This is a genomic window from Thermanaerovibrio velox DSM 12556 (assembly GCF_000237825.1).
Taxonomy (GTDB): Bacteria; Synergistota; Synergistia; order Synergistales; family Synergistaceae; genus Thermanaerovibrio; species Thermanaerovibrio velox.
Genome location: NZ_CM001377.1, coordinates 1,700,276 through 1,725,404 on the forward strand (window position 1 = coordinate 1,700,276; position 25,129 = coordinate 1,725,404).

Consider the following 25,129-nt stretch of genomic DNA (forward strand, 5'->3'; position numbering starts at 1 on the left):
ATCGAGAGGGCCGCCCGGGGCAAATCCCGGGCGGCCCTCTCTAATTCGAACGCGCTTCCCCCTAAGGGGGCGCCCCCGGTGCCCATGGCCATCAAGGTTGAAAGCCCAGGCCGGGACGGAGGGGTGAGGGGCGGGGTCGAGTTAAAAGGGTTGTCACTTAAGTATCATCTTCTTCTCCCCCGCCTGGTAGACCTGGGACATCCCGGCGTAACCCTCCCTTATGGAGCTCACCCTAGCCTCCAGCTGGGACCTCTCGGGCTCCTGGATGGACTTGATCATCTCCATTATGGAGTGCTTGGTGTAGTACTGGTTCTTAGGGGTTGGATGGTCGCAGCCGAAGACCTCCTTCAGCATCTTGAGGTCGTGTGGTATGTTGAAGTCCTCCTTGGTGTGCTCGTAGCCGAAGAAGTAGAAGATGTCCTTGAAGCCGGACCAGGCGAGGGCGGATATGCACATGGAGCAGGGCTCGTGGGTGGACAGGAAAAGGCAATCCGATGGGTCCGGATGCCCCTGAAGCTCGTAGAAGAGCTTTATGGTGTACACCTCCCCGTGCCACAGGGGGGAGAACGCATCCTGGTTGGTACCCGCCACCACCAAGGACAGGTCATCCCGCCTCAACACCGCGGCGCCAAATACCTTGCAGCCTATCCGTACCGCCTTCTCCGTGAGGGGCATTATGTCCTGCTCGATCACGTCGAGGAACCTCGTTGCAAGTGCTAGGTGGTCGTACTTCTGCAACACACATCACCCCCTTGGATTTTATTTGATTATACACGATGAAAATCCATGTCCTGGGGTACCCCATGTGGGTAGGGCTAGTTAAACGCCAAGGCCCTTAGGGACCTATCCCCAAGGCCCGTACGGATGCCCCGCCGGGCCTTAGGTTTTCACGCCCAGGTGCACGAACCCCCGCATGGGGTACAGCACCACCTGGTTGAACCCCAGCGCTTTGGCCATCTCCCCAAGCTCGGGCTGCCTAGCCTTAACGCAGGCCACGTCCGCCGCTAACCCCTTGGTATGCAGGCTGTGAGCCACCCCGCCTACCGCCCGGTTGTGCCTTTGACACCGGTAGCCGCTGGTCACCCTAAGCGGTCCCCACCGGTCCTCCAGGGCATCGAATAGCTTAAGGTACCGCGGGTCCATGCGGCACTCGCCGCAGCAACGGCACTTAAAGCGCCTAAGGTCAGCCATTCCCTCCCACCTCCAACTGGAAGGTCCTCTCTATGGCGGATTTGAGATCCGACACCGCCTGGGTCAGCCCCTCTATCCGGGCCTCCATCCGGACCAAGAGGTATGAGGCCACCAGGATGGAGAAGGCGGTCTGAACGCCGGACGCTATCATCTCGTTCACTGCCGATCCCCCTTCCAGGGTCTAGAAAAGAGCCGGGGGCAAGCCCCCGGCGTCACACGAATCAGACATAGGTCACCGGCATCCCCAGGGCCCAAGGGCCCCGGAGGGGAATGGGGAACCTAGAACAGCTTGCTCGTCCCCGTATCCACCAGCAGGCAGGAGTCCACCGCTACGGGGACCGGGAAGATCCCCTTGGAGGCCATGAGCTCCATCACCGGGCGCACCTGCTCAGCGGTGAGATCCCCCTTGGGATGCTTAAGGTTCACCGTAAGCCCCTTGCCCTCCTGGGTAGTAAACCTCATGCGCAGCGTCTTCATCTATGGATCACCTCTCCGTGTATCCGTGTATTGGTGTTAAGCTTTAGGCCACAAGGCCGTCGGTATCCTGCTTCAGGACCTCCAGCACCGGGAGCTCCAGCAGGCCCCCAAGGGCCTGGGATACCTGGTGCAGGTCCTCTGCGCCGATATCACCCCTAACAAGCCCCAGGGGTACGGTCTTTATGACCGGCTTGCCGTTCTCCCCGATCCCTCCGTTAAGGCGGAGCACCACCCTGCTTTTAACGTTTTGATAACTGGCCAATGGGATCACCCTCCTTTGAACCCTTTTGATCTAGAGCCCGGGCCATGCCTTGTCGGCAAGGGCAGGATATCATGCCTCCTTTGGGTTGTCAACAATCAAGATAAAGATAACTATATGTAATCATATCCCGGGGTTGAATAAAACCAAAATTCTAAATACACCTTGACCCAATGGTTAATGTATGCTAACTTAGGATATTGAAGACCCCGCAAGAGCGCAGAGACCCGCGGGCCACAGGGTGGCTTGCGGGTCTCTCCTTATTAGTAGGGGTCATAAAAAAGGGGGGAGTGACGGCAGATGATGGTGATAGGACACAGGGGGGCCGCGGGGCTCGCGCCGGAGAACACCCTGGGGGCCATAAGGAAGGGGCTTGAGCTTGGGGTCCAGGGGATAGAGGTGGACGTGCAGCTCACCCGGGACGGCAAGCCGGTGATAATCCACGACTTCTCAGTGGACAGGACCTCAAACGGGACCGGGGAGGTGGCGAACCTCACCCTGGAGGAGATCCGACGACTGGACGCGGGGAGCTGGTTCGGTCGGGAGTTCCAGGGGGAACGGATACCAACCCTGGTGGAGGTGCTGGAGACGGTGCCACCGAACGTCATGTTGAACCTGGAGCTCAAGCAGATCACCTTCCAGCGCCGGGGCCTTGAGGAGGCGGTGGCCAAGGAGCTCAAGCAGTTCGGCAGGTGGGACAACGTGGTAGTATCATCCTTCGACCACAAGGCCCTTGAGACCATCAAGGGACTGCTGGAGGACCTTCGCATAGGACTTCTAACCTACAACTACCTGCTCAACCCACAGGTCTACCTGGACTCCCTAGGGTTCCAGGCCTACAGCGTGCATCCCGCGTTCGAGCTGGTGGACCAGCAGGACTGCAAGGCCTACAAGGAACGGGGGCTTAAGGTCTTCTGCTACACCGTGAACCACCACGAGACCGCCCGGGAGATCGAGGCCCTAGGGGTGGACGGCATCTTCACCGACCGGCCGGACCTGTTCCTCTAAGCCCCCGAGGGCCAATCATCGCTAAATCAACCCAGGTCCCAAGGACCACCGCCCATTAAAGAATGGAAAAGAGGAGGACTGCCCATGAACCGAAATGTTAAAAAGTGGATAACCCTGTTCTGCCTCGCCTTCTCAGGAGGCATAATCTATCAGCTTCCTTACCTTAGGGAACAGTTCTACATACCACTGCAGGAGGCCCTCAGGATAAACAACACCCAGATAGGGAACCTCATGACCGTCTACGGCATAGCGAACCTCTTCCTGTACCTTCCGGGGGGCATATTGGCGGACCGGCTGCCCTACAAGAAGCTGGTGCCCTTCTCCCTCATCACCACCGGCCTCACGGGCCTTTACTACTCCACCTTCCCGGGCTATCCAATTGCCCTGGGGATCCACGTGATATGGGCGTTCACCACGGTGTTCACCTTCTGGCCCACCATGCTCAAGAGCGTCAAGATGCTGGGGGACAGCTCCGAACAGGGACGACTCTTCGGCTTCCTGGACTTCGGACGGGGACTCTCCGCCACATTGAGCGCATTCGGGGCCCTCTTCATCTTCAAGGCCTTCGGCGCCACCCGGCTGGGGCTTAAAGGGGCCATCGTCTTCTACTCGGTGGCCATGATCATCCTGGGCGTGGTGGTCTACTTCCTGCTGGAGGAGAAGAAGGGAGAGGTGGCGGAGGGCAACACGTCCATCTTCGACGGCATCGGCGACGTCTTGAGGATGCCCGCCATATGGCTATCCGCCATGATAATCTTCGCCGGGTACAGCATAGGGGCGGGGCTCACCTATATAACCCCGTACCTGACCAACGTCTTCAAGATGTCGGTCTCCATGGGGGCCTTCATAGCTATCATAAGGACCTACGGCCTAAGGCTCGGCGGAGGCCCCGTGGGGGGCATAATAGCGGACCGGATCGGCTCCTCCACCAAGTTCATAAGGATCGGCTTCCTCGTCATCGCTACCCTGGTGGGCTGTCTGTACATAATACCCGGGGAACCCAAGCTGCTCATGGTGATGCTCGGCACCACCCTCGCCGCCTCGTTCTGCGTCTTCGCGGTCAAGGGCACCTACTTCGCACCGGTGGACGAGATCCGGATACCCAACTCCCTGGCGGGAGCCGCCTACGGGGCCATAAGCCTGGTGGGGTACCTGCCGGACACCTTCATCTACAGCTACTTCGGCAACCTCCTGGACAGGTACCCGGGCATCCAGGGCTACAGGCTCATATTCCTCTCCCTGATCGTCCTGGCGGGCATCGGCTTCGCCTCCGCCCACATGCTCTTAAAGTACATAAGGAACGAATCGGAAACTCCAGCGGAAGCCCTGGAGCCCGCAGGGGCGGAGGAGTAGATTCAAAGAACAAGGCCCTAAGCGCGGCTTGAACCCTTAAGACCAAAGGAGGGGGCACAAAGCCCCCTCTATCCTTCCACGCCTCTTTATCACTTCTCCGCCTCCGCCGCACTTCTCCTCCCCGCCGCCCAACCCCCGAAGGGCCTCAGTCCGGCATCTCCCTAAGCGCTCTGCGGCTCACCTTGCCGGTGCTGGACAGGGGCAGCTCCTTTAGGATGACCACCTTTCGGGGCACCTTGAAATGCGCCAGCCTCTCCTTGGCGAAGTCGATTATCTGGCCGGGGGGACGCCTCCTGCCCCTCCTTCAACACCACGAAGGCCTTAACCACCTGACCGGTCATGCTGTTGCTCTCCCCCACCGCCACCGCCTGGGACACCGCCGGGTGCTCCATAAGCGCCATCTCCACCTCCTGGGGATAGACGTTGAAGCCCCCCACTATTATTATGTCCGTGGCCCTGTCCAGAACGGTGATGTAGCCGTCCTGAATCCGCACCACGTCCCCGGTGTCAAACCACCCGTCCTTGAAGCGGGCGGCGGTGTTAACCGGATCCCTGAAGTAACCCCTAGTGATGGACGGCCCCTTTAGCCAAAGAACCCCCTCGGAGGCGTCGTCCAAGAGGTTGCCCTCCAAGTCCCTTATCTGATGCTCGTAGCCCCTTATCATGGTGCCAACCGTGCCAAGCCGCCTTGAGTCATAGCTCGGGTTTATGGACACCACCGGTGAGCATTCAGTAAGCCCGTAACCCTCGAGTATCGGGGCCCCCAGGAGCTCCTGGCAGCGCCTGTCCATATCCACGTTGAGCTTGTCCCCGCCGGATATTATGAAGGACACGCCTTCCGGCCTCTCCCCGCCCCTCAAGACCGCCCCCATGAGCATGGACAGCATGGTGGGCACCGCCACTATACCGGTTACCTTCGCGGCGTTAATGGCGCTCAACGCGGAGTCCGCGGGCACGAAGGAGGGCAGTATCGCCTGGGCTATATCACCCACCAGGGGAAGGATGCCGGACACGCTGTAACCCAAGGTGTGGAAGTTGGGCAGGGCGTTAAGCATCACCTCCCCGGGCCGCAGGAACTCCACGTGCTCGATGGAGGACGTCACGTTGTTCAGTATGTTCCCATGGGATATGGGAACCGCCTTGGGCAAGCCGGTGGTACCGGAGGTGCTGAAGACCACCGCGGTATCGGGGTCGTCAAGCTCCGAAGCCCCCCGGCCGGTGAAGGGCCGCAGGGGACCCTCTAAACCGCAGGGGGCGGAGGGCATCCCCGCCCTGGAAAGGGCCTCCCCTATCTCCGGGCGGTCCTCCACATAGGCCACCCCGTGAAGGTCCAGGATGGATATGGTCCTAAGAAGCGCCTCAGCCCCGGATCGGGCGTTCATGGGGGCCACGGCTCCCCCAAGGCTCCAGCAGGCTATCGACAGGGCCAGCACCATGGGACAGTTGGGCATGAGGATCCCCAGCCTCATCCCCTCCCGGAAACCCGACTCCTCCAGCACCCTCCGGCTCTTCAAGACCAGGTCCGCCAGATCCCCCCGGCCCCTCCAGTTCCCCATCCACCAGTAACAGGAAGCCCCGGGCGAATCCTCCAGCTTCCCCTTAAGAACCCTCTCCAGACGATCCATGTGCTATCCCCTCTCGACACTTAAAACTCAGGCATTCAATCGAATATTTTAATTATACCATCCCCTACCGGGGCCCCATCCATATCCGCCGCTGGAACGCCGCCCCCCGGGGCCCTACGTATATGAGCGCCATGGCCTTGTTGTGCGGGGCATGGGTGGAGGGATCTATCGACAGGGTGGCATGAACCAGCGACAAGGACCTGGTATCCGAGAGGGCATACCTTATCCCCTCCGGGGAGAAGGAGGAGGCCCTGGAAAGCGCGTCCCCCGCCCACCTCACCCCATCATAGGCCAGCATGGCGGGCAGGACCATATACCTCGGCAGACGGTCCTTGTACCTGTCCGCGTAGCCCTCCACGAAGGGCTGCACGTAAACGTCCCCAGGGGAGGCATCGGCGATCCACCAGCTGTTGGACATGAGCTTCATGTCCCTCCCCAACCCCTCCGGGTTGCCCAGGGCCACCAGGGGGCCGGCAAAACCCGAGGACCTCAAGTGGGGAAAAAGCCTCATCAGGTCCTCACCGAACACGAAGGCAACCACCGGATCGGAGCCGCCGGGAAGGAGCTGCAAGGGCACCAGGGAGCCGCCTCCCCCGGTGGACACGTCAAACCTGCCCCTGACCTCCCCGCCGATGGCCCCGAACGAGGCCTCAAAATGCCTCTCCGCCTCCACGGACCTCCTGCTGGAACCGTCGAACACGACAAACGCCCCGGTCCTGTTAAGCCCCTGGCGGACGAAGTAAGCGGATATGCGCCCCTCCATGGCGGGGGAGGCCAGCATGGCGAACATGAAGGGGTTGGGCTTGTAGGGGCTCACCGCCGGCACCAACGGGTCCTTGGCGTCCACCGCTATGATCGGGGTCCTGGCCCTCTCGCTCCATCCAACCAGCCCAAGGGCCCCCTTGTCACCCACCGCGGACAGCACCACGTGAGGACGGGTCCTCTCCTTCATCCGATCCCCCAGCTCCTCCCAAGGGGGAGATCCGGGATCATGGCTGTCAAAACCCAAAAGCCTCACCCGATACCCCCTGACACCCCCCTGGGAGTTGATCTGCTCCACCGCCATCTGGGCGGCCCTCAGCATCACCTGCCCCTCGGGGCCCCCAGGACCGCTCAAGGGGGCCAGAAGGGTTATCCTGAACTCCCCCCCGTCGGGCCCCCTTTCCGACATCATCCGATAAACCCCAAAGGATAGGGCGGCGAAAAGCCAAAGAACCCCCATGGCGGCCCAAAGCACCTGGGACGGGGTAAGACGGCCTATCATCCCCCTTCCATGGGAACCGCCCCTCCTGTCAGACCTCATCGCCTCGGAGCTGGTGCCGTAAAACCTCCGGGACAGCACCGCCAGGGCGGATGCCCCCCACAGGGCCTTATCCCTCTCCATCCCAAAACGGTCCTCCAGGGCCTCCGCCACGTAAACCCCCTCGGAGGAGTCCACCGGCATCTCGTACCCCATCTCCAGGGCGGTACGAAGGGCCATCACAAAGGTGAAAAACCACTCCCGGCCCTCCGCCCCATGGGTCTCCAAAAGCTGCTGGAGCCTGTCCGGGTCCTCCAAAAGGTCCCTGCCGTACCGCTCTATTACCTCCCCTATCCTATCCATGACCTTGGACTCTTCCAAACTCCCATTCCCCCGTTCCCAACGCTTAAGGCTAATTCTATAATAAATGCCGCCAAAACTAAGCCGCCGCCGGAAGAGCATGGGGTATGGAATTTTCTTGTTTTTCATATATACTTAAGCTGAGATAACCATCTTGGGGTCCTCCCCGGGGAGGAGTGGAGCATGAAACACGCCGCCAGGTATCGCAGAATCGTGCCGGTAGAGGAGGTCCCGTCCTATCCGGACGCGGTCTTCGTCCAGAACATCTTCAACGCCGCGGGAAGCGCCGTGCTGGTGCCCAATAAGGTCCCCATCGGGGAGATACTGGCCAAGTTCAAAAACCCAGACAGGCTCGTGTCATCCCTCAAGGGTCAGGGGATCGACCAGGTGGAGCTGGAGTTCTCCCACCGGGTGGACAATCGGGTCATGAAGGAGCTCCTCAAGCAGATAGACTCCTCCTTCGAGACCGTGAACCCCGAGGTGAGCCAGGAGGTGGGCCGCACCATGTCGGACATCTTCTCCAAGCTCACCATAGACCAGAAGTTCAACTTCCCAAAGGGTGAGGTGGACCGCCTTGGGGGCATGTTGAGCCAGGAGATCCGCAAGACATCCCAGATACTCTACTCCCTCACATCCCCGGAGCAGACCGACTCGTACACCCAGACCCACAGCCTCAACGTGTCCCTTCTGGCGGGGTTCCTGGCCAAGAGGCTGTGCGAGATAAAGAAGTGCGAGCAGCCCCTGGTGGACAAGGCGGTCAAGGCGGGGCTCCTCTTCGACCTGGGCAAGAGCGCCATGCCAAGGGAGATCCTGGAGAAATCCGAACCCCTCACACCGGAGGAGCGGGAGATCATAAAGCAGCACCCCCTGCACAGCGAGAGGATAGCAAGGCAGTCCGGCGTGGACGACCAGGACATACTGCTCGGCATAAGGCACCACCACGAGCGGTGGGACGGCTCCGGGTACCCCGATGGCCTCAAGGGGAAGGACATCCCCATGATAGCCCGCATCCTGGCGGTGGCGGACACCTTCGACGCCATGACCAGCAACAGGGGCTACAAGGACGCGGTATCCGCCAAGGCGGCCTTCAACTTCGTTATGAGCGCCAACGAGACCCACTTCGACCCCGACGTCTGCAAGGTGCTGCTCAGCGGCATGGGCATATACCCCCCGGGATCGGTGGTGGAGCTATCGGACGGCACCGTGGGAACCGTGGCGGCCTCCACGGAGGGCAACCTGCTGCAGCCCAAGATACTGGTGCGGGAGAAGGACGGCTCGGTCAGGATCATAGAGCTGCACAAGGAGACGCACCGGAAGCTCTTCATAAAGCGGGCCCTGGACGTGTAGCCCAAGGGGACTTGCCCCCTGTCCCCAAGACGCCTAAGGGGCCTCAGAAAGCCCCCAGGGGTGCAAGGGGCCTAGCCGTCGGGGGCAATTCCAGGGGCCGGTGGGTTCCTGCAGCACCGCAAAACGGCAAGAAGGACGGGCCCGGCGGGATAACCGCACCGGGCCCGGTTCCGTCCCGGGCAAAGGGCACCAAGTGCCCCACGAAAAACCGCCGGGGCCCCAGCAGGAGCGGTCTTAACGGGGGGAGAAGGTCCCCTTGAGCAGCAGCTCCCGGTCCCTCACGGCCATGACTCCGCGGCTCAGCACATGCCTTATCCTCAAATCCTGGTCCACCAACACCAGATCCGCGTCAAAACCCTCCGCCACAAAGCCCTTGCCCGGCAGCCGGTGGAAGAGGGCGGGGGAGCTGGTTATCACCCTGACCGCCGTCTCCAACGGGACGCCCTCCTCTTGCACTGCATCCCTCACCTCCTCCCAGAGGGAGGTAACCCTCCCGACCGTGAGCCCCTTGAAACGGCCCCCCTGGTCGAACACCGGAAGGCTTCCCTGGCCGTCGGAGCTGAAGCATATCCTGGAGGGGTCAACCCCCGCATGGAGCATCTCCTTCAACCCCCGGGAGCACTTCACCTCCCCCTCCTCCAGGAACTGCGGCGTGGTGCTGGTGGTGAGGTCCACCACCCCCCCGTCCAGGGCAAAGGCCACGGCCTCCCGGAAAAGATCCGGGTTCCGGTTCACGTGGGTGGGTATGAACTGGTCCACCGGTATCTCCGTACCTTGGGCGGCCTCCCGGAGCATGCTCAACCCCCTGGGGCCGTCTCCCATGTGGACGTTCACCTTTCCCCCAAAGCCCTTGAGCATGCCCCCAACCCTCGCGGCGGAGGCGATCTTGAGCAGCTCCTCCAGCGACGGCTGGCTCGATCGGTGGTCCGAAAGGGCCACCTCCCCCACCCCTATAACCTGCTCCACCAGGGCTATGTCGGACCTTATGGAGCCCGTAAGTGTCGCCACCGGCAGCTGATAGGACCCCACCATGACCCAGGCGCTTATACCCTCCGCCCAAAGCCCCCGGGCCTTGGCCACCAGGGAGGCCACGGATCGGGTAACGTCATCGGTGCCCAAGACGCCTATGACGGTGGTTATCCCGCCGGTCAACGGGTCCTCCACCGGCATCTCCGGGGTCCTGGTGGCGGGCCCCCCCTCACCGCCGCCTCCCAGGATGTGAACGTGGTTGTCGATGAACCCGGGGAGCAGCAGGAGCCCCCTCCCGTCCACCACCTCCATGCCGGGAATACACACCCCTCCAAGATCCCCCAACGCAACGACCTTCGGCCCCACGCACAACACGTCACAACAGCCCTTCGCCTCCGGGGCGAACACCTCCGCACCCTTAAAAAGATAAGACCTCAACCGTCCCTACCTCCCCGACGGGAAACCCGCCCTCTCCTCCTGTCCCCGTTCCACATGTCCAGGAACAGCTCCTCCCGACCGCCAAAGGCTATCCGGTATCCCCGAGTGCTCCTAAGATGCTCCTCAGCCGCCCGCCTGGCCCCTTCCGCGTCCCGCCTCTCTATGGCGTCCACGATTAACCGGTGCTCCGCCAAGCTCCCGCTTCCCCCGTCCTCGGAGGGGGGAAGGAAGTCGATCAAGGCGTGCACGTAGAGCTGACTCCTCCAGTAGACCAGCCGAAAGGCCTTTAGGAGGTACCCGTTGCCCCCCATCTCCGCCACCGCCATGTGGAACTCGTCGTTGGCGGCACAGTAGCCCTCCAGGTCCCCCAGGTCCGCCATCGCCTGCTCCCGGGCGTTTATCTCCTTGAGCCTCCCAACGTCCGACGCATCCGCCTCCTGGGCGGCCCGGAACGCCAGGTACCCCTCTAAAAGCTCCCTGGCGGAGAACACCTCCAGCATGTCCGACCGGGTAAGCCGGGGCACCACGTAGCCCCGCCTCCCCTTCTCCTTCACCAGCACCCCGTCCGCCACCAACGCCGCAAGACCGTGCCTGACCGGGGTCCTGCTGAGCCCAAGCTCCTCCGCCAGGGCGGGCTCGGTTATCCTGTCCCCCGGCATGTACCGGCGCTTAACTATGCCGGATATAACATGTCCCGTTACCTCCCTCAGTGCCCCCAGGTGATCTTCCTGCACTACTCCCCCTCCCATCTATGGATTCATTGTGCTATTATTGGATCCATTATAACGAAGCCCCGGGCCAAATCAACCCCGGATCGGAGGTGACAACGATGAGAGCCCCAGGGCCTTGGGAGTACGGCGAGGGGCACGAAGGTACCGGAGTTTTCTGCAGCACCTGTTCACCAAATCAAACATGCCTATGAGAGGGGGATGCGGAAGGATGAGCGGACCTTCCCAGCAAGACAAGAAGAACAAGACCACCTGGATGCTGGATACCTACATAATCATCTTCCTGGTGGTGGCGTTCATGGCGGCTCTCACGTACGTGGTGCCGGTGGGCAAGTTCGAGACCCATGAGGTAAAGTACACCGTTTCGGGCAAGGAGAAGAGCAGGACGGTGCTCAAACCCGAGACCTTCACCCTGGTGAAGGACGAGGCGGGCAGCCCCCTCAAGAAGGGGATCAAGCTCTTTGAACCCGGAGGGGAGGTGGGGTTCCTCAACTACGCCTTCGAGGGGCTGGTCTCCGGTGACAAGTGGGGATCCGCGGTCGGAGTGGTGGCGTTCATACTCATAATCGGCGGTGCCTTCGGGATAATCCTGAGGACCGGGGCGGTTGAAAACGGCATAATGGCCATCATAAACAAGCTACAGGGGAAGGAGATCCTGCTGCTGCCCATCCTGTTCGTCCTCTTCTCCCTCGGGGGCGCGGTGTTCGGCATGGGGGAGGAGGCCATCCCGTTCGTCATGATCCTATGCCCGGTATGCGTGGCCATGGGCTACGACTCGGTGACCGCCATCCTGGTGTCCTACGTGGCCACCCAGATAGGCTTCGCCACCAGCTGGATGAACCCCTTCAGCGTGGCCATAGCCCAGGGGGTAAGCCAGATACCGGTGCTTTCCGCCGCGGGGTTCAGGATAGCCATGTGGGGATTCTTCACCCTCTTCGGCATCGCCTTCACCATAAGGTACGCCCGGAAGGTCAAGGCCAACCCGGAAACATCGATCTCCTACAAGACCGATGAGTTCTTCCGGAAGGACATATCCTCCCACAAGGCAGAGGGAGGCAGGTTCACCCTGGGCCACGGCCTGGTGGTGCTCACCGTGGCGGCAGGCATAGCCTGGGTCATCTGGGGGGTCGTCCAGGAGGGCTACTACATCCCCGAGATAGCCACCCAGTTCTTCGTGATGGGCCTCCTGTGCGGGATCATAGGGGTCCTCTTCAAGCTTGAGGGCATGAGGGTCAACGACATCGCCACCAGCTTCCGCAAGGGGGCGGAGGACCTGGTGGGGGCTGCCCTCGTGGTGGGCATGGCCAAGGGCATAGTGCTGGTCCTCGGCGGCACCGATCCATCTAACCCCACGGTGCTCAACACGGTGCTCCACTACACCGGCGAGGCCTTCAAGGGGCTCCCCGCCGCGGTATCCGCGTGGTTCATGTACATCTTCCAGTCCTGCTTCAACTTCTTCGTGGTCTCCGGTTCCGGACAGGCGGCGCTCACCATGCCCCTCATGGCTCCCCTGTCGGACATCTTGGGGGTCTCCCGGCAGGTGGCGGTGCTGGCGTTCCAGCTGGGGGACGGCTTCACCAACCTCATCGTCCCCACCTCCGGGGTCCTCATGGCCTGCCTTGGGGCCGCAAGGATAGACTGGACCCAGTGGGCCAGGTGGCAGATAAAGTTCCAGGGGCTGCTCTTCTTCTTCGGCTCCCTCTTCGTGATAGGAGGGGTCCTGTTCGGACTCAAGTAGCGGCGCCAGGGAACGACAAAAACCGGGGCCCCTAAGGACCGGGGCCCCGGCGTCATTCATAAGCTACCTGGCGCTGGCCTTGAAGAGCTCCACCGCCTTAAGCGGCACGTAGACCTTGCCGGTCTTGGGGGAGAGAACGCATACCCCCCCCAGATCCACCACCCTGCCGCCAATGCGCATCAAGTCCTTGCTCAAGGGCATCTCCGCCCGGGCCGCCCCCTTGCGGACCACCAACACGGGGTTTGAGGGGTCCGTCTTGTCAAGCTCCGCCGATGCCCCTATCGCACGGAAGGCCTCTTCCGCGTCCACGAAAAGAGCCCCCGTGGCCTTCTCCAGGGACGTGCCCATCTCCCTTGCACATATCTTGGCTATATCGGTGTTCTCGATGGTGGCCAGGGGCTTATCAAGGCCGTAGTAGTTTATGAACAGGTCCTCCCCGGTGTGCCCGTTGGTGGTCCAGCCTATGGGGCTCCTCTTGGATATTATGGGACCCAGCACGTAGTTCATGCTCCCCTTCTTTGCATCCCTTACGGCCTTGACCTCGTCGTCCGTGAGGTCCGACACGCCGTAGAAGCTCGCCACCACCTCCCGGATCTTCATCTCCGACCGATCATCCCCAAGCACCTTCTCCACCCCTTCGCCGGTGAGCTTGGCACCCTTAAGGGGATCCAAAAGGGCGTTAAGGGGGAGCTTGGAGTAGTTCTTATCGGTCACCTTGCTGCCCAAGGACATCCCACCGTTGCCGTGGTCCGAGAAGACCATCACCAGGGTGTTCCGATCCTTCCGGGCAAAGTCCATGGCCACCCTCACCGCATCGTCGAAGGCCAGCACGTCGGACACCACCCCAACCGGATCGTTGGCGTGGGAGGCCCAGTCTATCTTGGAGCCCTCAACGAATAGGAAGAACCCGTCCGGGTCCTTGGATAGGAGCTCGATGGCCTTGGATGTCATCTCCGCCAGGCTGGGCTGCGACGGGGCCACCAGGGGACGGTCGAACTCATAGGCCAGGTCGTCCTCCGCGAAAAGACCGAACACCGGGCCGGAGGAGAGAGACCTCATCTCATCCTTGGTGGTGATGACCTTGTAGCCCCTGCGGTTGAGCTCCTCCAGGAGGTCCTCACCGTCCTCCCTCGTACCCCCCTTGGACTTGGGCAGGAGGTACTTACGGCCTCCCCCGAACACCACCTGGAAACCGCCGTAGACCTGCTGCTCCCCGATCTCGTTGTAATCATTTCTGTCCGGCCAGTGGGCGGAATATCCCGCGGGGCTCGCATGCTGCACGTTGCTGGTCACCACGATGCCCGTGGCCTTACCCATTAGCCTGGCGGCCTCCATAACCGACGCCACGGGACGCCCCATGTCACCGGAGGCCACCTTGGGCACCCCTGGCATGGTGACGCTCCAGGGCAAAACCCCTATGGCCTTGTCGCTGGCCTTGTGACCGGTGGCGAAGGCGGTGGCGGCGGGGGCAGAGTCGGTTATGAGGCTCTCGGCAGCCCAGGTCCTGACCCTTCCCACCTGCATCTGGTCCATCGCCAGGGGGCCTCCCTTGTACCACCGGGCAATGGTGGTGTGGGTGGCTCCGGTACCGTCACACATGAGCACGATCACGTTCTTAACCTTGGCGTCCGCGACTCCCCCAAGGGCCAACACGAAAAGCCCCAGCAGAAGACCCAAAACCCTCAACCTCACCGAAGAACGCCTCATGGACAAAGAACCCTCCCTACCGAAAATGGATTGCCGTGCGATTCACCATGTTAATCCAGCACGGTAAGTAAAATTCTACACCAAAATTACAGAAAACTTAAGGTGTCGTCATGAGCTCCTTCGGGAAGGAGTTCAGCACCTCCGCACCGGCCTCCCCCACCGCCACCAGGTCCTCTATGCGAACCCCCAGCTTGCCTGGGATGTATATCCCGGGCTCCACGCTGAACACGTTCCCCACCTCCAGGGGGGTATCGTTACCCTCCACGATATAGGGCCCCTCGTGCACCTCCAGCCCTATGCCGTGGCCAAGGCGGTTGAGGAAGTGCTCCCCGTACCCCGCCCGGGCTATCACATCCCGGGCCGCCCGGTCAACCTCCTGGGCCGCCACCAAGGGTCGCACCGCCCCTATGCCCTTAAGCTGGGACTCCAAAACCACCCGGTATACCTCGGCGGACTCGTCCGGCACACCCCCCAGGAAGAAGGTCCTGGTCATGTCGGAGCAGTACCCCCCCACCCGGCAGCCGAAGTCCAGCACCGCACAGTCCCCCTCCTCTCCCACCGCATCCCCTCCCCCATAGTGGGGCATGGAGGCGTTGGCCCCAAAGGCCACTATGGGGTCGAAGGAGGGCACCGTGCCAAGCTCATCGAAACTCTTGAGGATGAACTCCTTCACCCGCCTCTCGGACAGGCCAGGCCGCAGGAATCGGTACACCTTATCCATCACAAGATCCGCCAGACCAGAGGCCTTGCGCATCAGGGCCAGCTCCTCCGGGGACTTGACACGCCTCATGGGATCCAAGACCTTGGCGCCGTTCACGTACCGGGCCTTCAACACCCCTTGAGCATCTATCAGGTCCACCGCCCGCATGCCGCAGTTTATCCCTATCACCTCCCCCCTCGAGGCCCAGGCTCCTGCAACCCTCCCCAAAGGCCCCCGCAAAACCATCCCGGTCGTCCCACACGAAAAGGGGCACCCCCTCCATGTGCCGCCCCATCTCCTGCCGGTAAAGCAGGGGCACAAGGCCGAAACAGCCCTTCCTCGACACCATGAGCCCCTTGCAGCGCTCGTCCTGGAACAGGTCCAGCCCCACAAGGTACAAGAGGTCCCCTGAGGGCCCCACGAACAACCCGTCCAAACCCTCCTCCTCAAGCCTCTCCATCAACCGCTCCAGCCTCTCCAGGTTCAATTACCCCACCCCCTAGGCGTTGATATGACAATAATACATCAGCGCTAACCCATTAAAGGAATTTTTTGCTACCCCTATGGCGGTATTGGAATTTATGATATATATTATTATCCGTCAGAACTAAAGGAGGTGCTCCTCTCCATGAAGCCCATTCGTATACTCATAACCGAGGACGACCCCATGGTGTCCTTCATCATAGGACGGCTCGTCAACTCCCTGGGGGACTTCCTGCTGGTCGGTCAGGCCCAGAACGGCAGGGAGGCGCTGGAGCAGATCAGGGCCCACAAGGTGGACCTGGTGCTGCTGGATCTGTCCATGCCGGAGGTGAACGGCAAGGAGGTCATGCTGGATCTTAGGAACAACGGCATGGACTCCGACGTGATAATAATAACCAGCTCATACCGCAAGGAAGACGCGGTGGAAGCCCTCCGGCTCGGGGCCTGGGACTACATCGTAAAGCCCTTCTCCTACGACCGGCTCCGGGTCTCCCTGGACTCCTACAAGGACGCGTTCCGCTTCCGGGCATCCCTCCCGTCGGAGCTAAGCCAGGAACAGCTGGATCGGGTCTTCTACCCCGAGAGCCGGCTCAACCTCTACTCCACCTCGGGGATCCAGCGGGGCGACACCGCCCAACGCATAATGGACGTACTGACCCAGGAGGAACGCCCCCTCTCCGCAGGGGAGATAGCGGACAAGATCGGCATATCCCGCATAACCGTCCGCAAGTACTGCGAGGCCCTGGTATCCACAGGAAGGCTGATATCCCAGAACCACTACCAGCCCAAGGGACGACCCATAAAGAAATACCAGCCCATATAGACGGGTCGGTGATGATCGGATGGCCCTTAAAATAGATCTGGAGGATGTCCCTCACCCAGCCGTGCTTTTCCCCCCCGGCGGGACCCCAATGGGGGCTAACTCCAAAGGGGAGGAGTTCCTGGCCACCTTTGGCTGGGATGGTCCGGCCCCAGCCGGGGAATCCGTATCCATAGGGGGTAGGCGGTTTTTCCCCGTAAGGCTCGCATCTCTACCGAGGGGAGATGTCTTCGCACTGGTGGAGGAGTCGTGTCCTCCCACAAGGGACCTCTTCATATCCCAGATAAGCCACGAGATAAGAAACCCCTTGAACAACATCATAGGCATGTCCGAGATGTGTCTTTCCGCGGAGAGCCCTAACCGGAGGTGGCTTGAGTGCATAAAGGAGGCCTCGAGCCACTTGCTTAGGATAGCCAACGACCTGCTGGACCTGTCCTCCGCCAGAAACGACCTGGAGCTCCGGCTTGCCCCCTATGAGGTCCGCAAGCTCATATCAAACACGATCCGCTTCGTGGCCCCCATGGCGGAGGCCAAGGGACTCATCCTTTTAACCAAGATAAGCCCCTCGCTGCCCAAACTGCTGAACGGAGACCAGGACAGGATAAGGCAGATCCTGCTCAACCTGCTCACCAACGCCATAAAGTTCTCGGAACAGGGCAAGATAACCGTAGAGGCCACCATAGAAGGCTCGGATCTCGTCATATCCGTCACCGACAGCGGCCGGGGAATACCTAAAGAACAGCTGGACAAGATATTCCTCCCCTTCTACCAGACGTCCCCTTCGGACCGGGGACAAGGGCGGGGACTGGGGCTTGCCATATGCATGAAGCTTGCGGAGTCCATGGGGGGCACCATCTCGGTTCAAAGCGTCCCCGGCAAGGGGTCCTCTTTCTCCCTAAAGGTGCCCGCGGCGGAAGCGGAGGGGCAACCCGCCTCCTTCGAGGACGCCCAGAAGGCCCAAACCCTCCACGCGGCCCCCGACTCAAGGCCCCTGCAAATACTCCTGGCGGAAGACGACCCCCTCAACCGGGAACTGGTTCAAACCGCCCTATCCGCCATGGGACACTCGGTGAAATCCGCGTCCACCGGCATGGAGGCCCTCCGGGCCTTCTCAACCCATCGTTTCGACCTGGCAATACTGGACGTGAACATGCCACAAGGGGACGGGGTCTGGCTTGCAAGACAGATACGGCTCCTGGAGTCAAAAGACCCCTCGCGGGCAAGAACCCCCCTCATAGCCCTCACCGCCTGCGCCACGGAGGAGGACCGGCAGCGGTGCCTCAAGGCGGGGATGGACCTTTTTCTCACGAAACCGGTCCCCCTGGCGGAGCTGAAGGCCGCGGTTGAGGGAGCCGCCGGCGGAGGCAACCCCGCAGGATCGAGGGCAGATGCCCCCGCAGTGGACACCCAGCGGCTAATGGACCTCTCCTCCGGGGAGCTGGAGGTGGTTGGCAAGGCCCTCACCCTCTTCAAGGAGGGGGTCCCCATAATGTTGGAGACATTGCGGCTTCTGCTGCACCGAAACGACCTTAACGGCGCCGCGTCGGTGGTCCACAAGCTCAAGGGCCGGTTTGCCACGGTGGGGCATCAGGAGGCGGCGGAATACCTGGCGGCCCTGGAAGACCGACTCAAGAAAGGCCAAGGGGATGACCCGGACCAAGTGATAAGCCGGATCAACCAGGCCACCAGGGAGGTGCTCGCGGCCTACGAGGCCATAAACATCAAGCCGATTTAATACTGCTTGGCACCACGGATGACGATGTATTGACGGTCCCGTGTTACCATCCCCCCTTGGAAAGGGGGGATTGGTTTTGTCCATAGGCTTCACTTTGAACGGCCGGGAGGTCCGCTTCTGCCCCTCCCCCAAACAGCGGCTGCTGGACATGCTGCGGGAGCTGGGGATGACCAGCGTCAAGGAGGGCTGCTCCGAGGGGGAGTGCGGGGCCTGCACGGTGGTAATGGACGGCGAGCCCGTGGCATCCTGCACCGTCATGGCCTTCCAGGCGGAGGGATCCCGGATAGTAACCCTGGAGGGGCTGGCAGAGAAGGGGCTGCTTCACCCCATCCAAAGGGCCTTCGCGGAGCACGGGGCGGTGCAGTGCGGCTTCTGCACCCCGGGGATGATAATGGCCCTGTATGCCCTCCTCGTGAAAAACCCCTCCCCCACCAGGGAACAGGTGGCGGAGGCGATATCCGGCAACCTGTGCCGATGCACCGGGTACCTGCCCATCATAGAGGCCGCCATGGACGCCTCCAGGAGGATCGATGCCCATGCTGCGCCTTAGACCCAAGAGCTTGGGAGAGCTCGTAGAGCAGGTCCTGCAGGCCCCCCACGGGCTTCCGATACATCGCCGGGGGGACGGACCTCACCATAAGGATTCACCTTGATGGCTTAGACCTCCACCTGGCGGACATAACCTCCCTGGAGGATCTAAAAGGGATCTCCCTCTACCCCCATGGGTACCGGGTGGGCTCCACCGTCACGTTCTCGAGGATAAGCGCTTCAAATCACCTTCCCGGGGGCCTTCGGGCCATGGCCTCCAAGGTGGGGTCCCCCCAGATAAGGAGCCGGGGAACCATGGGGGGCAACGTGGGGAACCTGTCCCCCGCGGGGGATGCGATCCCCATGCTGATGGCGCTAAACGCCACCATGGAGGTGCTTCAGTTCCAGGAGGAAGCGGTGATCCCCGGGTCCATCCCCATGGGGGACATGAAGCCCGGCCCCTTCGGGGTTCTACCGGGCCCCAGGGACCTCATAACCGGCTTCTCCATCCCCCGATGGGACTTCTCCCACTTCGGCAAGGTGGGGTCCCGGAGGACCGTGACCATATCGAAGCTCAGCGTGGGCTGTGCCCTCGACCGAGGTGGGAAAAGGTGCCGGCTGTACCTTGGAGCGGTTGGATCTCTCCCCATCCGGTGCGGCGAGGCGGAGGACGCCATCGTGAACCTCTCCGGCCGAGAGCTCCTGGCGGAGCTCCCGGCAATCCTGTCCCGGGCGGTGGAGAGGGCGATACCCAACAGGGCCTCCATGCCCTACAAAAGGGAAGCGGTAAAGGCTCTGGGACTTGAACTGGCCCAGGACTTGGTTTCCGAAGGGGGGGTCTGAGATGAGCCGCTGGAACTGGATTGGCGTATCCGTGCCCCGGCTGGACGGGCTCCAGAAGGTGACCGGGGAGTTCCTATTCCTGGAGGACCGGGGAAGGCCAAAGGGGCTCCTGTACGGCCGCCTCATCACAAGCCCGGTGGCCAACGGCATAGTGCACGGATTCAGGACTGAAAAGGCCAAGGGGATAGGGGACCTGGTCAGGATCTTCACCCCCATGGACGACCCCATGAGGACCCCTTACAACAGCTCCGTGTACCTGGACGACCAGCAGGACCTAAGGGACGAGAGGATATTCACCGACCGGCCCCTCTTCCTGGGTGACCCGGTTGGGGCGGTGTTGGCGGAGACCCCGGAGGGGGCCCTGCGGGCCGCTCAGGCGGTGGAGGTGCTTGTCCAGGAGCTGCCCCCGGTTCTGACCCCCCTCAAAGAAGGGGTCCCTTCTCCGCTCCCCAAGAAGCCCCGGTTCATAGAGGGAAGGATCGCATGCGGAGAAGACCCGCCCCCCATGGAGGGGACGGTGGAGATCGCGGTAACGGTCCGCACCCCCAAGGTCCACCACGGGGCCATGGAGAACCACATATGCCTGTCCTACATGGACGGTCCGGTGCTGACGGTGGAGTCCCCGTGCCAGATGCCCTTCACGGTGCGCCACGCCCTGTCCAAGGCCCTGGGGCTTCCCATGAGCCGAATAAGGGTGATAAAGGCCCCCATGGGGGGCTCCTTCGGGGGGAAACAGGAGGTCTTCCTGGAGACCCGATGCGCCCTCATGACCCTCCTAACCGGCAGACCCGTGCTGCTCAAGACCAGCAGGCGGGAGAGCATCATATCCACCAGGAGCAGGGCCGCCGTGGAGGGTACCGTCAGGATGAGGGCGCTTCCGGATGGCACGTTGCTCAGCCGCTCCGTGGAGGTGCTGTGCGACTCCGGGGCCTACGCCACCGGGGGACACCGGATAACCATGGCCATGGGGAAGAAGACCTTCAGGCTCTACCGCATACCCCGTCAGGAGTTCGTGGGCCGCACTTACTTCACCAACACGGTGCCCAGCGGGGCCTGCAGGGGCTACGGCTCCCCTCAGATTCACGCCATAACCGAGATAGCTCTGGACCTGCTGGCCCGGAAACTCCACATGGACCCGGCGGAGCTCAGGCTCAAGAACCTGGTCCACCCCTTCGACCTGGACCCCACCGGGGCTCCCCCGCTTGGGAACGCCCGGGTCAGGGACTGCCTTGAGGAGGGGCTCCGGGCCTTCCGCTGGGAGGAGCGGAAGCGGCACATCCTGGGATCCAGAGGTGACGGGAGGTTCAAGACCGGCATAGGCCTCGCCTGCTGCACCCACGGCAACGGCTACTACGGGTCCCCCTTCGCGGACGTGATGGGCATGACCATAAGCCTCTGCGAGGACGGTTCCGTCCTGGTCAACGGGGCCTTCGAGGAGCTGGGCAACGGCACCATGACCGCCATGACCCAGATAGTGGCGGACGCCATGGACCTACCCCTGGAGCGGGTCTTCGTGGCCGAGGCGGACACGCACCTCACCCCCTTTGACGTGGGCTGCGTGGCCAGCCGGGTGACCCACGTGTGCGGCGCCTGCGCCCTGGAGGCGGCGCTCAAGCTCAGGTCCCGGATAGCAAGGGCATTCCTCGCCCTTAACGGCATAGGGCAGGACCGGGCGGACCAGGTGGTGTTCCAGGACGGGGTGGTTAGCATGGATGGCCTGTCCATGAGCTACGGCTCCCTGGCCAGCAGGTCGACAAAGGAGCTGGGGGATATCCTGTGGGAGAACGTGATCTTCAAGCCCCAGGGGAACCCCGCCTCGTACGCGGTACACTTCGCCCAGGTGGAGGTGGACACCCTGACGGGGCTCGTCCGGGTCACGGACTACCTGGCCTGCCACGACGTGGGACGGGCCATAAACCCCATGATGGTGAAAGGCCAGATATACGGGGGGGTCCAGATGGGCATCGGGTTGGCCCTCATGGAGGAGATCCGCTACGACAAAAGGGGGGTACCCCTCAACGGGTCCTTCAGCAGGTACCACATGCCCAACGGCCCGGAGATGCCGGACATAAAGGTGATGTTGGTTGAAAGGGGGGAGGAGGGGGGGCCCTTCGGGGCCAAGAGCGTGGGGGAGATAGCCACCGTTCCGGTGGCGCCCGCCATATGCAACGCGGTCAACATGGCCGTTGGAACCAAAATGACGGAGCTGCCCTTCACCCCAGAGCGGATAGTGGGGGCACTGCGTTCCAGGGGGGATGGGGATTGACCGTGACGTTGGGAGAGGGCCCCATAGGGGTTGAACAGGTTGTGGCGGCGGCGTTTGGGGAGCCCGTCAGCGTGTCCGGCGAAGCTCTGGCCCGCTGCAGGGCGGTTTGGAAGGCCCTGATGGACATAGCGGACCGGGGGAACCCAAAGGTCTACGGGCTCAACACCGGGGTGGGGATAAACAAGGACCAGACCGTGACCCGGGAGAGCTACGGGGTCTACAACCTCAACATGCTCAAGGTCCACTGCGTGGGGCTCAGCCCCTACGCCTCGGCGGAAGAGGCCCGGGGGACCATGTTCCTCAAGCTCCACCACCTGGCCATGGGCTACACCGGGATAACCCCCGGCTACGTGGAGCTCCTAAGGGAGATGTTGAACCGGGGGATATACCCCGCCATCCCGCTGCGGGGGTCCGTCGGGGAGGCGGATATAACCTCCCTATCCCACCTGGGGCTGGTGATGGCCGGGGAGGGCTTCGTCATGGACACCCAAGGGCTCCGCCCCGCCGGGGAGGCCTTGAGGGAAGCGGGACTACAACCCATCAAGCCGGGCCCCAAGGACGGGCTGGGGCTTGTGACCTCCAACGCCCTGGGAGAGGCTCTGGGGTGTCTTGCGCTGCACCGGGCCAAGTCCCTCATGGACCTGGCGGACCTGTCCTATGCGATGACCCTGGAGGGCTTCCATGGGAACCTGTCCCCCCTGGACGAGAGGGCCCTGGCGCTCCACCCCTCCAAGGGGGTCAAGGTCACCGCTTCCAACGCAAGGCGGTTCCTGACGGGAAGCTACCTGGAAGGGGGGGCCAAATCCCTTCAGGACCCCCTGTCCATAAGATGCTCCCCCATGGTCCACGGGGCGGTAAGGGATGCCTTGAACGCCGCGGAGGAGGCCCTCACGGGGTACATCAACACCCCGGACGACAACCCCCTGGCCTTCGAGGACGGCACCGTAATCCCCTGTGCGCTTTTCGAACCCCTGGGGTGGGTCTTGGAGTTCGAGAAGCTGAAGGCCGCCCTCTGCCACCTGTCCCAGACGGTGGCCCGTAGGACCCTGCGGCTCGGCTCTGACCGGTTCACCGGGCTTCCCCGGTTCCTCAACCCATGTACATCCATGTGCCACGCCTTCGGGGTAATCCAGAAGACCGTGTCTTACCTTCAGGCGGAGAACCGGCATCTAAGCAACCCCTGCTCCTTCGACGTGGAGTCCCTGTCGGAGGACCAGGAGGACCGGGGGTGCAATACCCCCATGGTGATGGACCACCTCAAGAGGATGTTGGACAACCTCGAGGTGATGCTGGCCATAGAGATCCTCCACGGGGCCCAGGCCATGGACATGAGGGGGGCCTCCTATGGAAGGGGGACCTCCAGGGCCCTAGGGAAGCTCAGGGAAAGGGTGCCCTTCATGGATGAGGATAGGGACCTCTCGCTGGACGTGGCAAGGGCGGTGGAGGCGGTGAGATCCGGGGAGCTGATCGAGGCTGCCAGATCCCCCTGGGGATGCGGGGGGTGATTGGAGGGCAAACGGTTTTCCCTAGGCATTGGGTTTGGGGTTGACGACACAGCGCGTCGTGTTTGGTCGAAATCTTCTGTATCAGGGGAAGGGAGGAGTAGGGATGATATCCAAGGAAGGGATGAGGATAAGGGGAGAGGTCTTCTACCCCATGGCGGCGATATTCCTTGGGGCCATAGCCCTTGGGGTCTTAGCACCGGAGGCCTTTTACAAGGCCGAGTCCGCCATAGTGGAGTTCGCTTTCGTCAAGTTCGGCTGGCTCTTCCAACTCTCCAGCGTGATGTTCCTCGGGATCTGCATTTACCTTGGGCTGTCCAAGTACGGGGATATAAAGTTCGGCGGGAAGGACGCCAAACCCACCCTAACGGACTGGCAGTGGTTCTCCATATCCCTCTGCGGAGGCATCGCCACCGGCATCCTCTTCTGGGGAATCGCGGAGCCCATCACCCACTTCATGAGCCCTCCGGACTTCCTGGGCCTCAAGCCCGGGACCGAAGGGGCCGCCATGTTCTCCATGACCACCACCTTCATCCACTGGACGTTCATCCCCTACGCCATGTACGCCATAGCGGGGCTTGGGATAGCCTACTGCGCCTACAACATGAAGCTGCCCTACGCGGTGAGCTCCACCCTCTACCCCCTGTTCGGCCGGAGGGCCACGGGGCTCACCGGAGCGGTGGTGGACAACATATGCCTCCTCGCCATAGCCGGAGGGGTCGCGGCGGTGCTGGGGGTGGGGGCCATGCAGGCGGGAAGCGGACTTAACAGCCTCACGGGGATAAAGACCGGCAAGACCGTGTGGGCCGCGGTGCTGGCTATCACCGTGTCCATATACATCATATCCTCCTACTCGGGGATAATGAGGGGCATAAGGATACTGTCGGACTACAACGCCAAGATATTCCTCTTCATGATGCTCTTCTTCTTCGCCGTGGGCCCCACCAGCTTCATCCTTAACCTCGGGGTCCAGGGCTTCGGGCACTTCATAAACCACTTCTTCGAGCGGACCATGTACCTATCCCCCATAGACGGCAGCCCCTGGCCCAGGTGGTGGCCCGTGTACTACTGGGCCATCTGGCTGGCCTATGCCCCCCTCATAGGCATGTTCCTGGCGAGACTCTCCTACGGCAGGACCATAAGGCAGTTCCTGCTCTTCAACCTGGTGCTCCCCTCGGTGTTCGGCCTCGTCTGGTTCTCCATCTTCGGGGGCAGCGCCATCTACTCCCAGATCCACGGGGGCAAGATATGGGAGTCCATCCAGGGCTCCGGCCTTGAGGTCTCGGTGTTCGCCTTCCTGAAGAACGCCCCGCTGGGGGTCCTGTGGTCATGGGTTTTCATAGCGGTTCTGATACTCTCCATCGTCACCCTCTGCGACTCCATGACCACCACCGTGGCATCCCTGTCAATGAGCGGATCCCACATGGAGGGCAAGGAACCCCCGGCGAGGATGAAGATATTCTGGGGCGTGGTCATGGCCTCCATGGCCATAATCAACCTCCTGAGCAGCTCCGGCAAGATCTCCGGCATAGACGCCACCAAGCAGATCGCCACGGTGGCGGGCTTCCCGATACTGTTCTTCATGTGCCTCATGGCCTTTGGGACCGTGAGGGCCATAGTCAAGGGCATGGGGGAGACGGTGGAAGACCAGGAGGAGCTCCGGGGAGCATTGGAAGAGGAAGGGGCGGAGGAGGCCATATAGGGCCGAACCTTGGGTTCCCCAAGGTTATACCTGACGACAGAGTCCACGGGCCTGGAGGGGCATGCCCCTCCAGGCCCGTCTCACCTGTAAGCCCCGGTTTCACCGGGACT

The 25,129-nt window shown here is 62.1% G+C and carries 23 protein-coding genes and 1 pseudogene; 11 read left to right on the forward strand and 13 right to left on the reverse strand.

Annotation, left to right across the window (positions count from 1 at the left end; all coding sequences use genetic code 11):
* Window positions 1-153 precede the first annotated feature (153 nt).
* The 5 genes from THEVEDRAFT_RS08200 to THEVEDRAFT_RS08215 all read right to left on the reverse strand — a co-directional run bounded on the left by THEVEDRAFT_RS08200 (window position 154) and on the right by THEVEDRAFT_RS08215 (window position 1,930).
* Window positions 154-738 carry a nucleoside deaminase gene (locus tag THEVEDRAFT_RS08200; protein ID WP_006584259.1) on the reverse strand — a complete coding sequence of 195 codons (585 nt, stop codon included), beginning with the start codon at window positions 736-738 and terminating at the stop codon, window positions 154-156.
* A 141-nt stretch (window positions 739-879) separates the two neighbouring features.
* Window positions 880-1,191, reverse strand: coding sequence for a YcbK family protein (locus tag THEVEDRAFT_RS08205; protein ID WP_006584260.1), 312 nt, complete (start codon window positions 1,189-1,191; stop codon window positions 880-882).
* Window positions 1,184-1,342: a YvrJ family protein gene (locus THEVEDRAFT_RS09395; RefSeq protein ID WP_245522791.1), complete on the reverse strand. Its 159-nt coding sequence runs from the start codon at window positions 1,340-1,342 to the stop codon at window positions 1,184-1,186. Before THEVEDRAFT_RS09395 ends, THEVEDRAFT_RS08205 begins: the two co-directional genes overlap by 8 nt.
* Window positions 1,343-1,470: 128 nt before the next feature.
* Window positions 1,471-1,668: a DUF2922 domain-containing protein gene (locus THEVEDRAFT_RS08210; RefSeq protein WP_006584262.1), complete on the reverse strand. Its 198-nt coding sequence runs from the start codon at window positions 1,666-1,668 to the stop codon at window positions 1,471-1,473.
* Window positions 1,669-1,711: 43 nt separating this feature from the next.
* Window positions 1,712-1,930: a DUF1659 domain-containing protein gene (locus THEVEDRAFT_RS08215; RefSeq protein WP_006584263.1), complete on the reverse strand. Its 219-nt coding sequence runs from the start codon at window positions 1,928-1,930 to the stop codon at window positions 1,712-1,714.
* Between the two features lie 297 nt (window positions 1,931-2,227).
* Between THEVEDRAFT_RS08215 and THEVEDRAFT_RS08220 the strand changes: the two genes are divergently transcribed.
* Together THEVEDRAFT_RS08220 and THEVEDRAFT_RS08225 are read left to right on the forward strand one after the other, a co-directional pair.
* Window positions 2,228-2,935: a glycerophosphodiester phosphodiesterase gene (locus THEVEDRAFT_RS08220; RefSeq protein ID WP_006584264.1), complete on the forward strand. Its 708-nt coding sequence runs from the start codon at window positions 2,228-2,230 to the stop codon at window positions 2,933-2,935.
* A gap of 84 nt (window positions 2,936-3,019) precedes the next feature.
* On the forward strand, window positions 3,020-4,288 hold the full coding sequence (locus THEVEDRAFT_RS08225; RefSeq protein ID WP_006584265.1) for an MFS transporter: 1,269 nt from the start codon (window positions 3,020-3,022) through the stop codon (window positions 4,286-4,288).
* 145 nt (window positions 4,289-4,433) lie between these two features.
* Here THEVEDRAFT_RS08225 and THEVEDRAFT_RS10280 read toward each other — a convergent pair whose 3' ends face one another.
* The 3 genes and pseudogenes from THEVEDRAFT_RS10280 to THEVEDRAFT_RS08235 form a co-directional block, all read right to left on the reverse strand.
* Window positions 4,434-4,523, reverse strand: coding sequence for a hypothetical protein (locus THEVEDRAFT_RS10280; RefSeq protein WP_342610160.1), 90 nt, complete (start codon window positions 4,521-4,523; stop codon window positions 4,434-4,436).
* A 109-nt stretch (window positions 4,524-4,632) separates the two neighbouring features.
* Window positions 4,633-5,913: pseudogene (locus THEVEDRAFT_RS08230) on the reverse strand (AMP-binding protein); the annotation flags it as partial.
* 64 nt (window positions 5,914-5,977) lie between these two features.
* On the reverse strand, window positions 5,978-7,534 hold the full coding sequence (locus THEVEDRAFT_RS08235; RefSeq protein WP_006584267.1) for an ABC transporter substrate-binding protein: 1,557 nt from the start codon (window positions 7,532-7,534) through the stop codon (window positions 5,978-5,980).
* 192 nt (window positions 7,535-7,726) lie between these two features.
* Here THEVEDRAFT_RS08235 and THEVEDRAFT_RS08240 point away from each other — a divergent pair, with 192 nt between their 5' ends.
* Entirely contained in the window at window positions 7,727-8,860 is a 1,134-nt protein-coding gene (locus tag THEVEDRAFT_RS08240; protein ID WP_245522653.1) for an HD-GYP domain-containing protein, read from the forward strand.
* A 234-nt stretch (window positions 8,861-9,094) separates the two neighbouring features.
* Here THEVEDRAFT_RS08240 and iadA read toward each other — a convergent pair whose 3' ends face one another.
* Together iadA and THEVEDRAFT_RS08250 are read right to left on the reverse strand one after the other, a co-directional pair.
* Window positions 9,095-10,267, reverse strand: a complete 1,173-nt coding sequence (gene iadA, locus THEVEDRAFT_RS08245; RefSeq protein WP_006584269.1) for a beta-aspartyl-peptidase — start codon at window positions 10,265-10,267, stop codon at window positions 9,095-9,097.
* Complete coding sequence (locus tag THEVEDRAFT_RS08250) at window positions 10,264-11,001, reverse strand: GntR family transcriptional regulator (RefSeq protein ID WP_006584270.1); 738 nt, start codon at window positions 10,999-11,001, stop codon at window positions 10,264-10,266. Before THEVEDRAFT_RS08250 ends, iadA begins: the two co-directional genes overlap by 4 nt.
* Before the next feature lie 205 nt (window positions 11,002-11,206).
* On the opposite strand from THEVEDRAFT_RS08250, the gene yfcC reads away from it, so the two are divergent.
* The gene (gene yfcC, locus THEVEDRAFT_RS08255; RefSeq protein ID WP_006584271.1) at window positions 11,207-12,733 is read left to right on the forward strand and encodes a putative basic amino acid antiporter YfcC; all 1,527 of its coding nucleotides are present in this window, start codon (window positions 11,207-11,209) and stop codon (window positions 12,731-12,733) included.
* Between the two features lie 63 nt (window positions 12,734-12,796).
* Here the strand turns inward: yfcC and THEVEDRAFT_RS08260 are convergent, their stop codons facing one another.
* The 3 genes from THEVEDRAFT_RS08260 to THEVEDRAFT_RS09985 all read right to left on the reverse strand — a co-directional run bounded on the left by THEVEDRAFT_RS08260 (window position 12,797) and on the right by THEVEDRAFT_RS09985 (window position 15,627).
* Window positions 12,797-14,440 (reverse strand): alkaline phosphatase, encoded by a 1,644-nt coding sequence (locus tag THEVEDRAFT_RS08260; protein WP_040825435.1) that lies wholly within the window; start codon window positions 14,438-14,440, stop codon window positions 12,797-12,799.
* A 97-nt stretch (window positions 14,441-14,537) separates the two neighbouring features.
* Window positions 14,538-15,230, reverse strand: coding sequence for a M24 family metallopeptidase (locus tag THEVEDRAFT_RS09980; protein WP_342610195.1), 693 nt, complete (start codon window positions 15,228-15,230; stop codon window positions 14,538-14,540).
* Window positions 15,154-15,627 (reverse strand): aminopeptidase P family N-terminal domain-containing protein, encoded by a 474-nt coding sequence (locus tag THEVEDRAFT_RS09985; protein WP_245522654.1) that lies wholly within the window; start codon window positions 15,625-15,627, stop codon window positions 15,154-15,156. Before THEVEDRAFT_RS09985 ends, THEVEDRAFT_RS09980 begins: the two co-directional genes overlap by 77 nt.
* Before the next feature lie 141 nt (window positions 15,628-15,768).
* Between THEVEDRAFT_RS09985 and THEVEDRAFT_RS08270 the strand changes: the two genes are divergently transcribed.
* The 7 genes from THEVEDRAFT_RS08270 (at window position 15,769) to THEVEDRAFT_RS08300 (ending at window position 25,019) form a co-directional block, all read left to right on the forward strand.
* Window positions 15,769-16,446 carry a response regulator gene (locus THEVEDRAFT_RS08270; protein WP_006584274.1) on the forward strand — a complete coding sequence of 226 codons (678 nt, stop codon included), beginning with the start codon at window positions 15,769-15,771 and terminating at the stop codon, window positions 16,444-16,446.
* A 19-nt stretch (window positions 16,447-16,465) separates the two neighbouring features.
* Entirely contained in the window at window positions 16,466-18,178 is a 1,713-nt protein-coding gene (locus tag THEVEDRAFT_RS09240; protein ID WP_006584275.1) for an ATP-binding protein, read from the forward strand.
* Window positions 18,179-18,254: 76 nt separating this feature from the next.
* Window positions 18,255-18,728, forward strand: coding sequence for a (2Fe-2S)-binding protein (locus THEVEDRAFT_RS08280; RefSeq protein ID WP_006584276.1), 474 nt, complete (start codon window positions 18,255-18,257; stop codon window positions 18,726-18,728).
* Between the two features lie 62 nt (window positions 18,729-18,790).
* Window positions 18,791-19,549: an FAD binding domain-containing protein gene (locus THEVEDRAFT_RS08285; RefSeq protein WP_083830718.1), complete on the forward strand. Its 759-nt coding sequence runs from the start codon at window positions 18,791-18,793 to the stop codon at window positions 19,547-19,549.
* A 1-nt stretch (window position 19,550) separates the two neighbouring features.
* Window positions 19,551-21,815: a xanthine dehydrogenase family protein molybdopterin-binding subunit gene (locus THEVEDRAFT_RS08290; RefSeq protein WP_006584278.1), complete on the forward strand. Its 2,265-nt coding sequence runs from the start codon at window positions 19,551-19,553 to the stop codon at window positions 21,813-21,815.
* Between the two features lie 2 nt (window positions 21,816-21,817).
* Window positions 21,818-23,320 (forward strand): HAL/PAL/TAL family ammonia-lyase, encoded by a 1,503-nt coding sequence (locus THEVEDRAFT_RS08295; RefSeq protein ID WP_245522794.1) that lies wholly within the window; start codon window positions 21,818-21,820, stop codon window positions 23,318-23,320.
* Window positions 23,321-23,423: 103 nt separating this feature from the next.
* On the forward strand, window positions 23,424-25,019 hold the full coding sequence (locus THEVEDRAFT_RS08300; RefSeq protein ID WP_006584280.1) for a BCCT family transporter: 1,596 nt from the start codon (window positions 23,424-23,426) through the stop codon (window positions 25,017-25,019).
* Window positions 25,020-25,129: the final 110 nt, after the last annotated feature.

Coding starts and splice junctions, on each gene's coding strand:
- THEVEDRAFT_RS08270 (WP_006584274.1), top strand. CDS start 15,769: ATGAAGCCCATTCGTATACTCATAACCGAGGACGACCCCATGGTGTCC.
- THEVEDRAFT_RS08205 (WP_006584260.1), bottom strand. CDS start 1,191: ATGGCTGACCTTAGGCGCTTTAAGTGCCGTTGCTGCGGCGAGTGCCGC.
- THEVEDRAFT_RS08260 (WP_040825435.1), bottom strand. CDS start 14,440: ATGAGGCGTTCTTCGGTGAGGTTGAGGGTTTTGGGTCTTCTGCTGGGG.
- THEVEDRAFT_RS09980 (WP_342610195.1), bottom strand. CDS start 15,230: ATGAGGCGTGTCAAGTCCCCGGAGGAGCTGGCCCTGATGCGCAAGGCC.
- yfcC (WP_006584271.1), top strand. CDS start 11,207: ATGAGCGGACCTTCCCAGCAAGACAAGAAGAACAAGACCACCTGGATG.
- THEVEDRAFT_RS09240 (WP_006584275.1), top strand. CDS start 16,466: ATGGCCCTTAAAATAGATCTGGAGGATGTCCCTCACCCAGCCGTGCTT.
- THEVEDRAFT_RS08210 (WP_006584262.1), bottom strand. CDS start 1,668: ATGAAGACGCTGCGCATGAGGTTTACTACCCAGGAGGGCAAGGGGCTT.
- THEVEDRAFT_RS08300 (WP_006584280.1), top strand. CDS start 23,424: ATGATATCCAAGGAAGGGATGAGGATAAGGGGAGAGGTCTTCTACCCC.
- THEVEDRAFT_RS09395 (WP_245522791.1), bottom strand. CDS start 1,342: ATGATAGCGTCCGGCGTTCAGACCGCCTTCTCCATCCTGGTGGCCTCA.
- THEVEDRAFT_RS08290 (WP_006584278.1), top strand. CDS start 19,551: ATGAGCCGCTGGAACTGGATTGGCGTATCCGTGCCCCGGCTGGACGGG.
- THEVEDRAFT_RS08225 (WP_006584265.1), top strand. CDS start 3,020: ATGAACCGAAATGTTAAAAAGTGGATAACCCTGTTCTGCCTCGCCTTC.
- THEVEDRAFT_RS08220 (WP_006584264.1), top strand. CDS start 2,228: ATGATGGTGATAGGACACAGGGGGGCCGCGGGGCTCGCGCCGGAGAAC.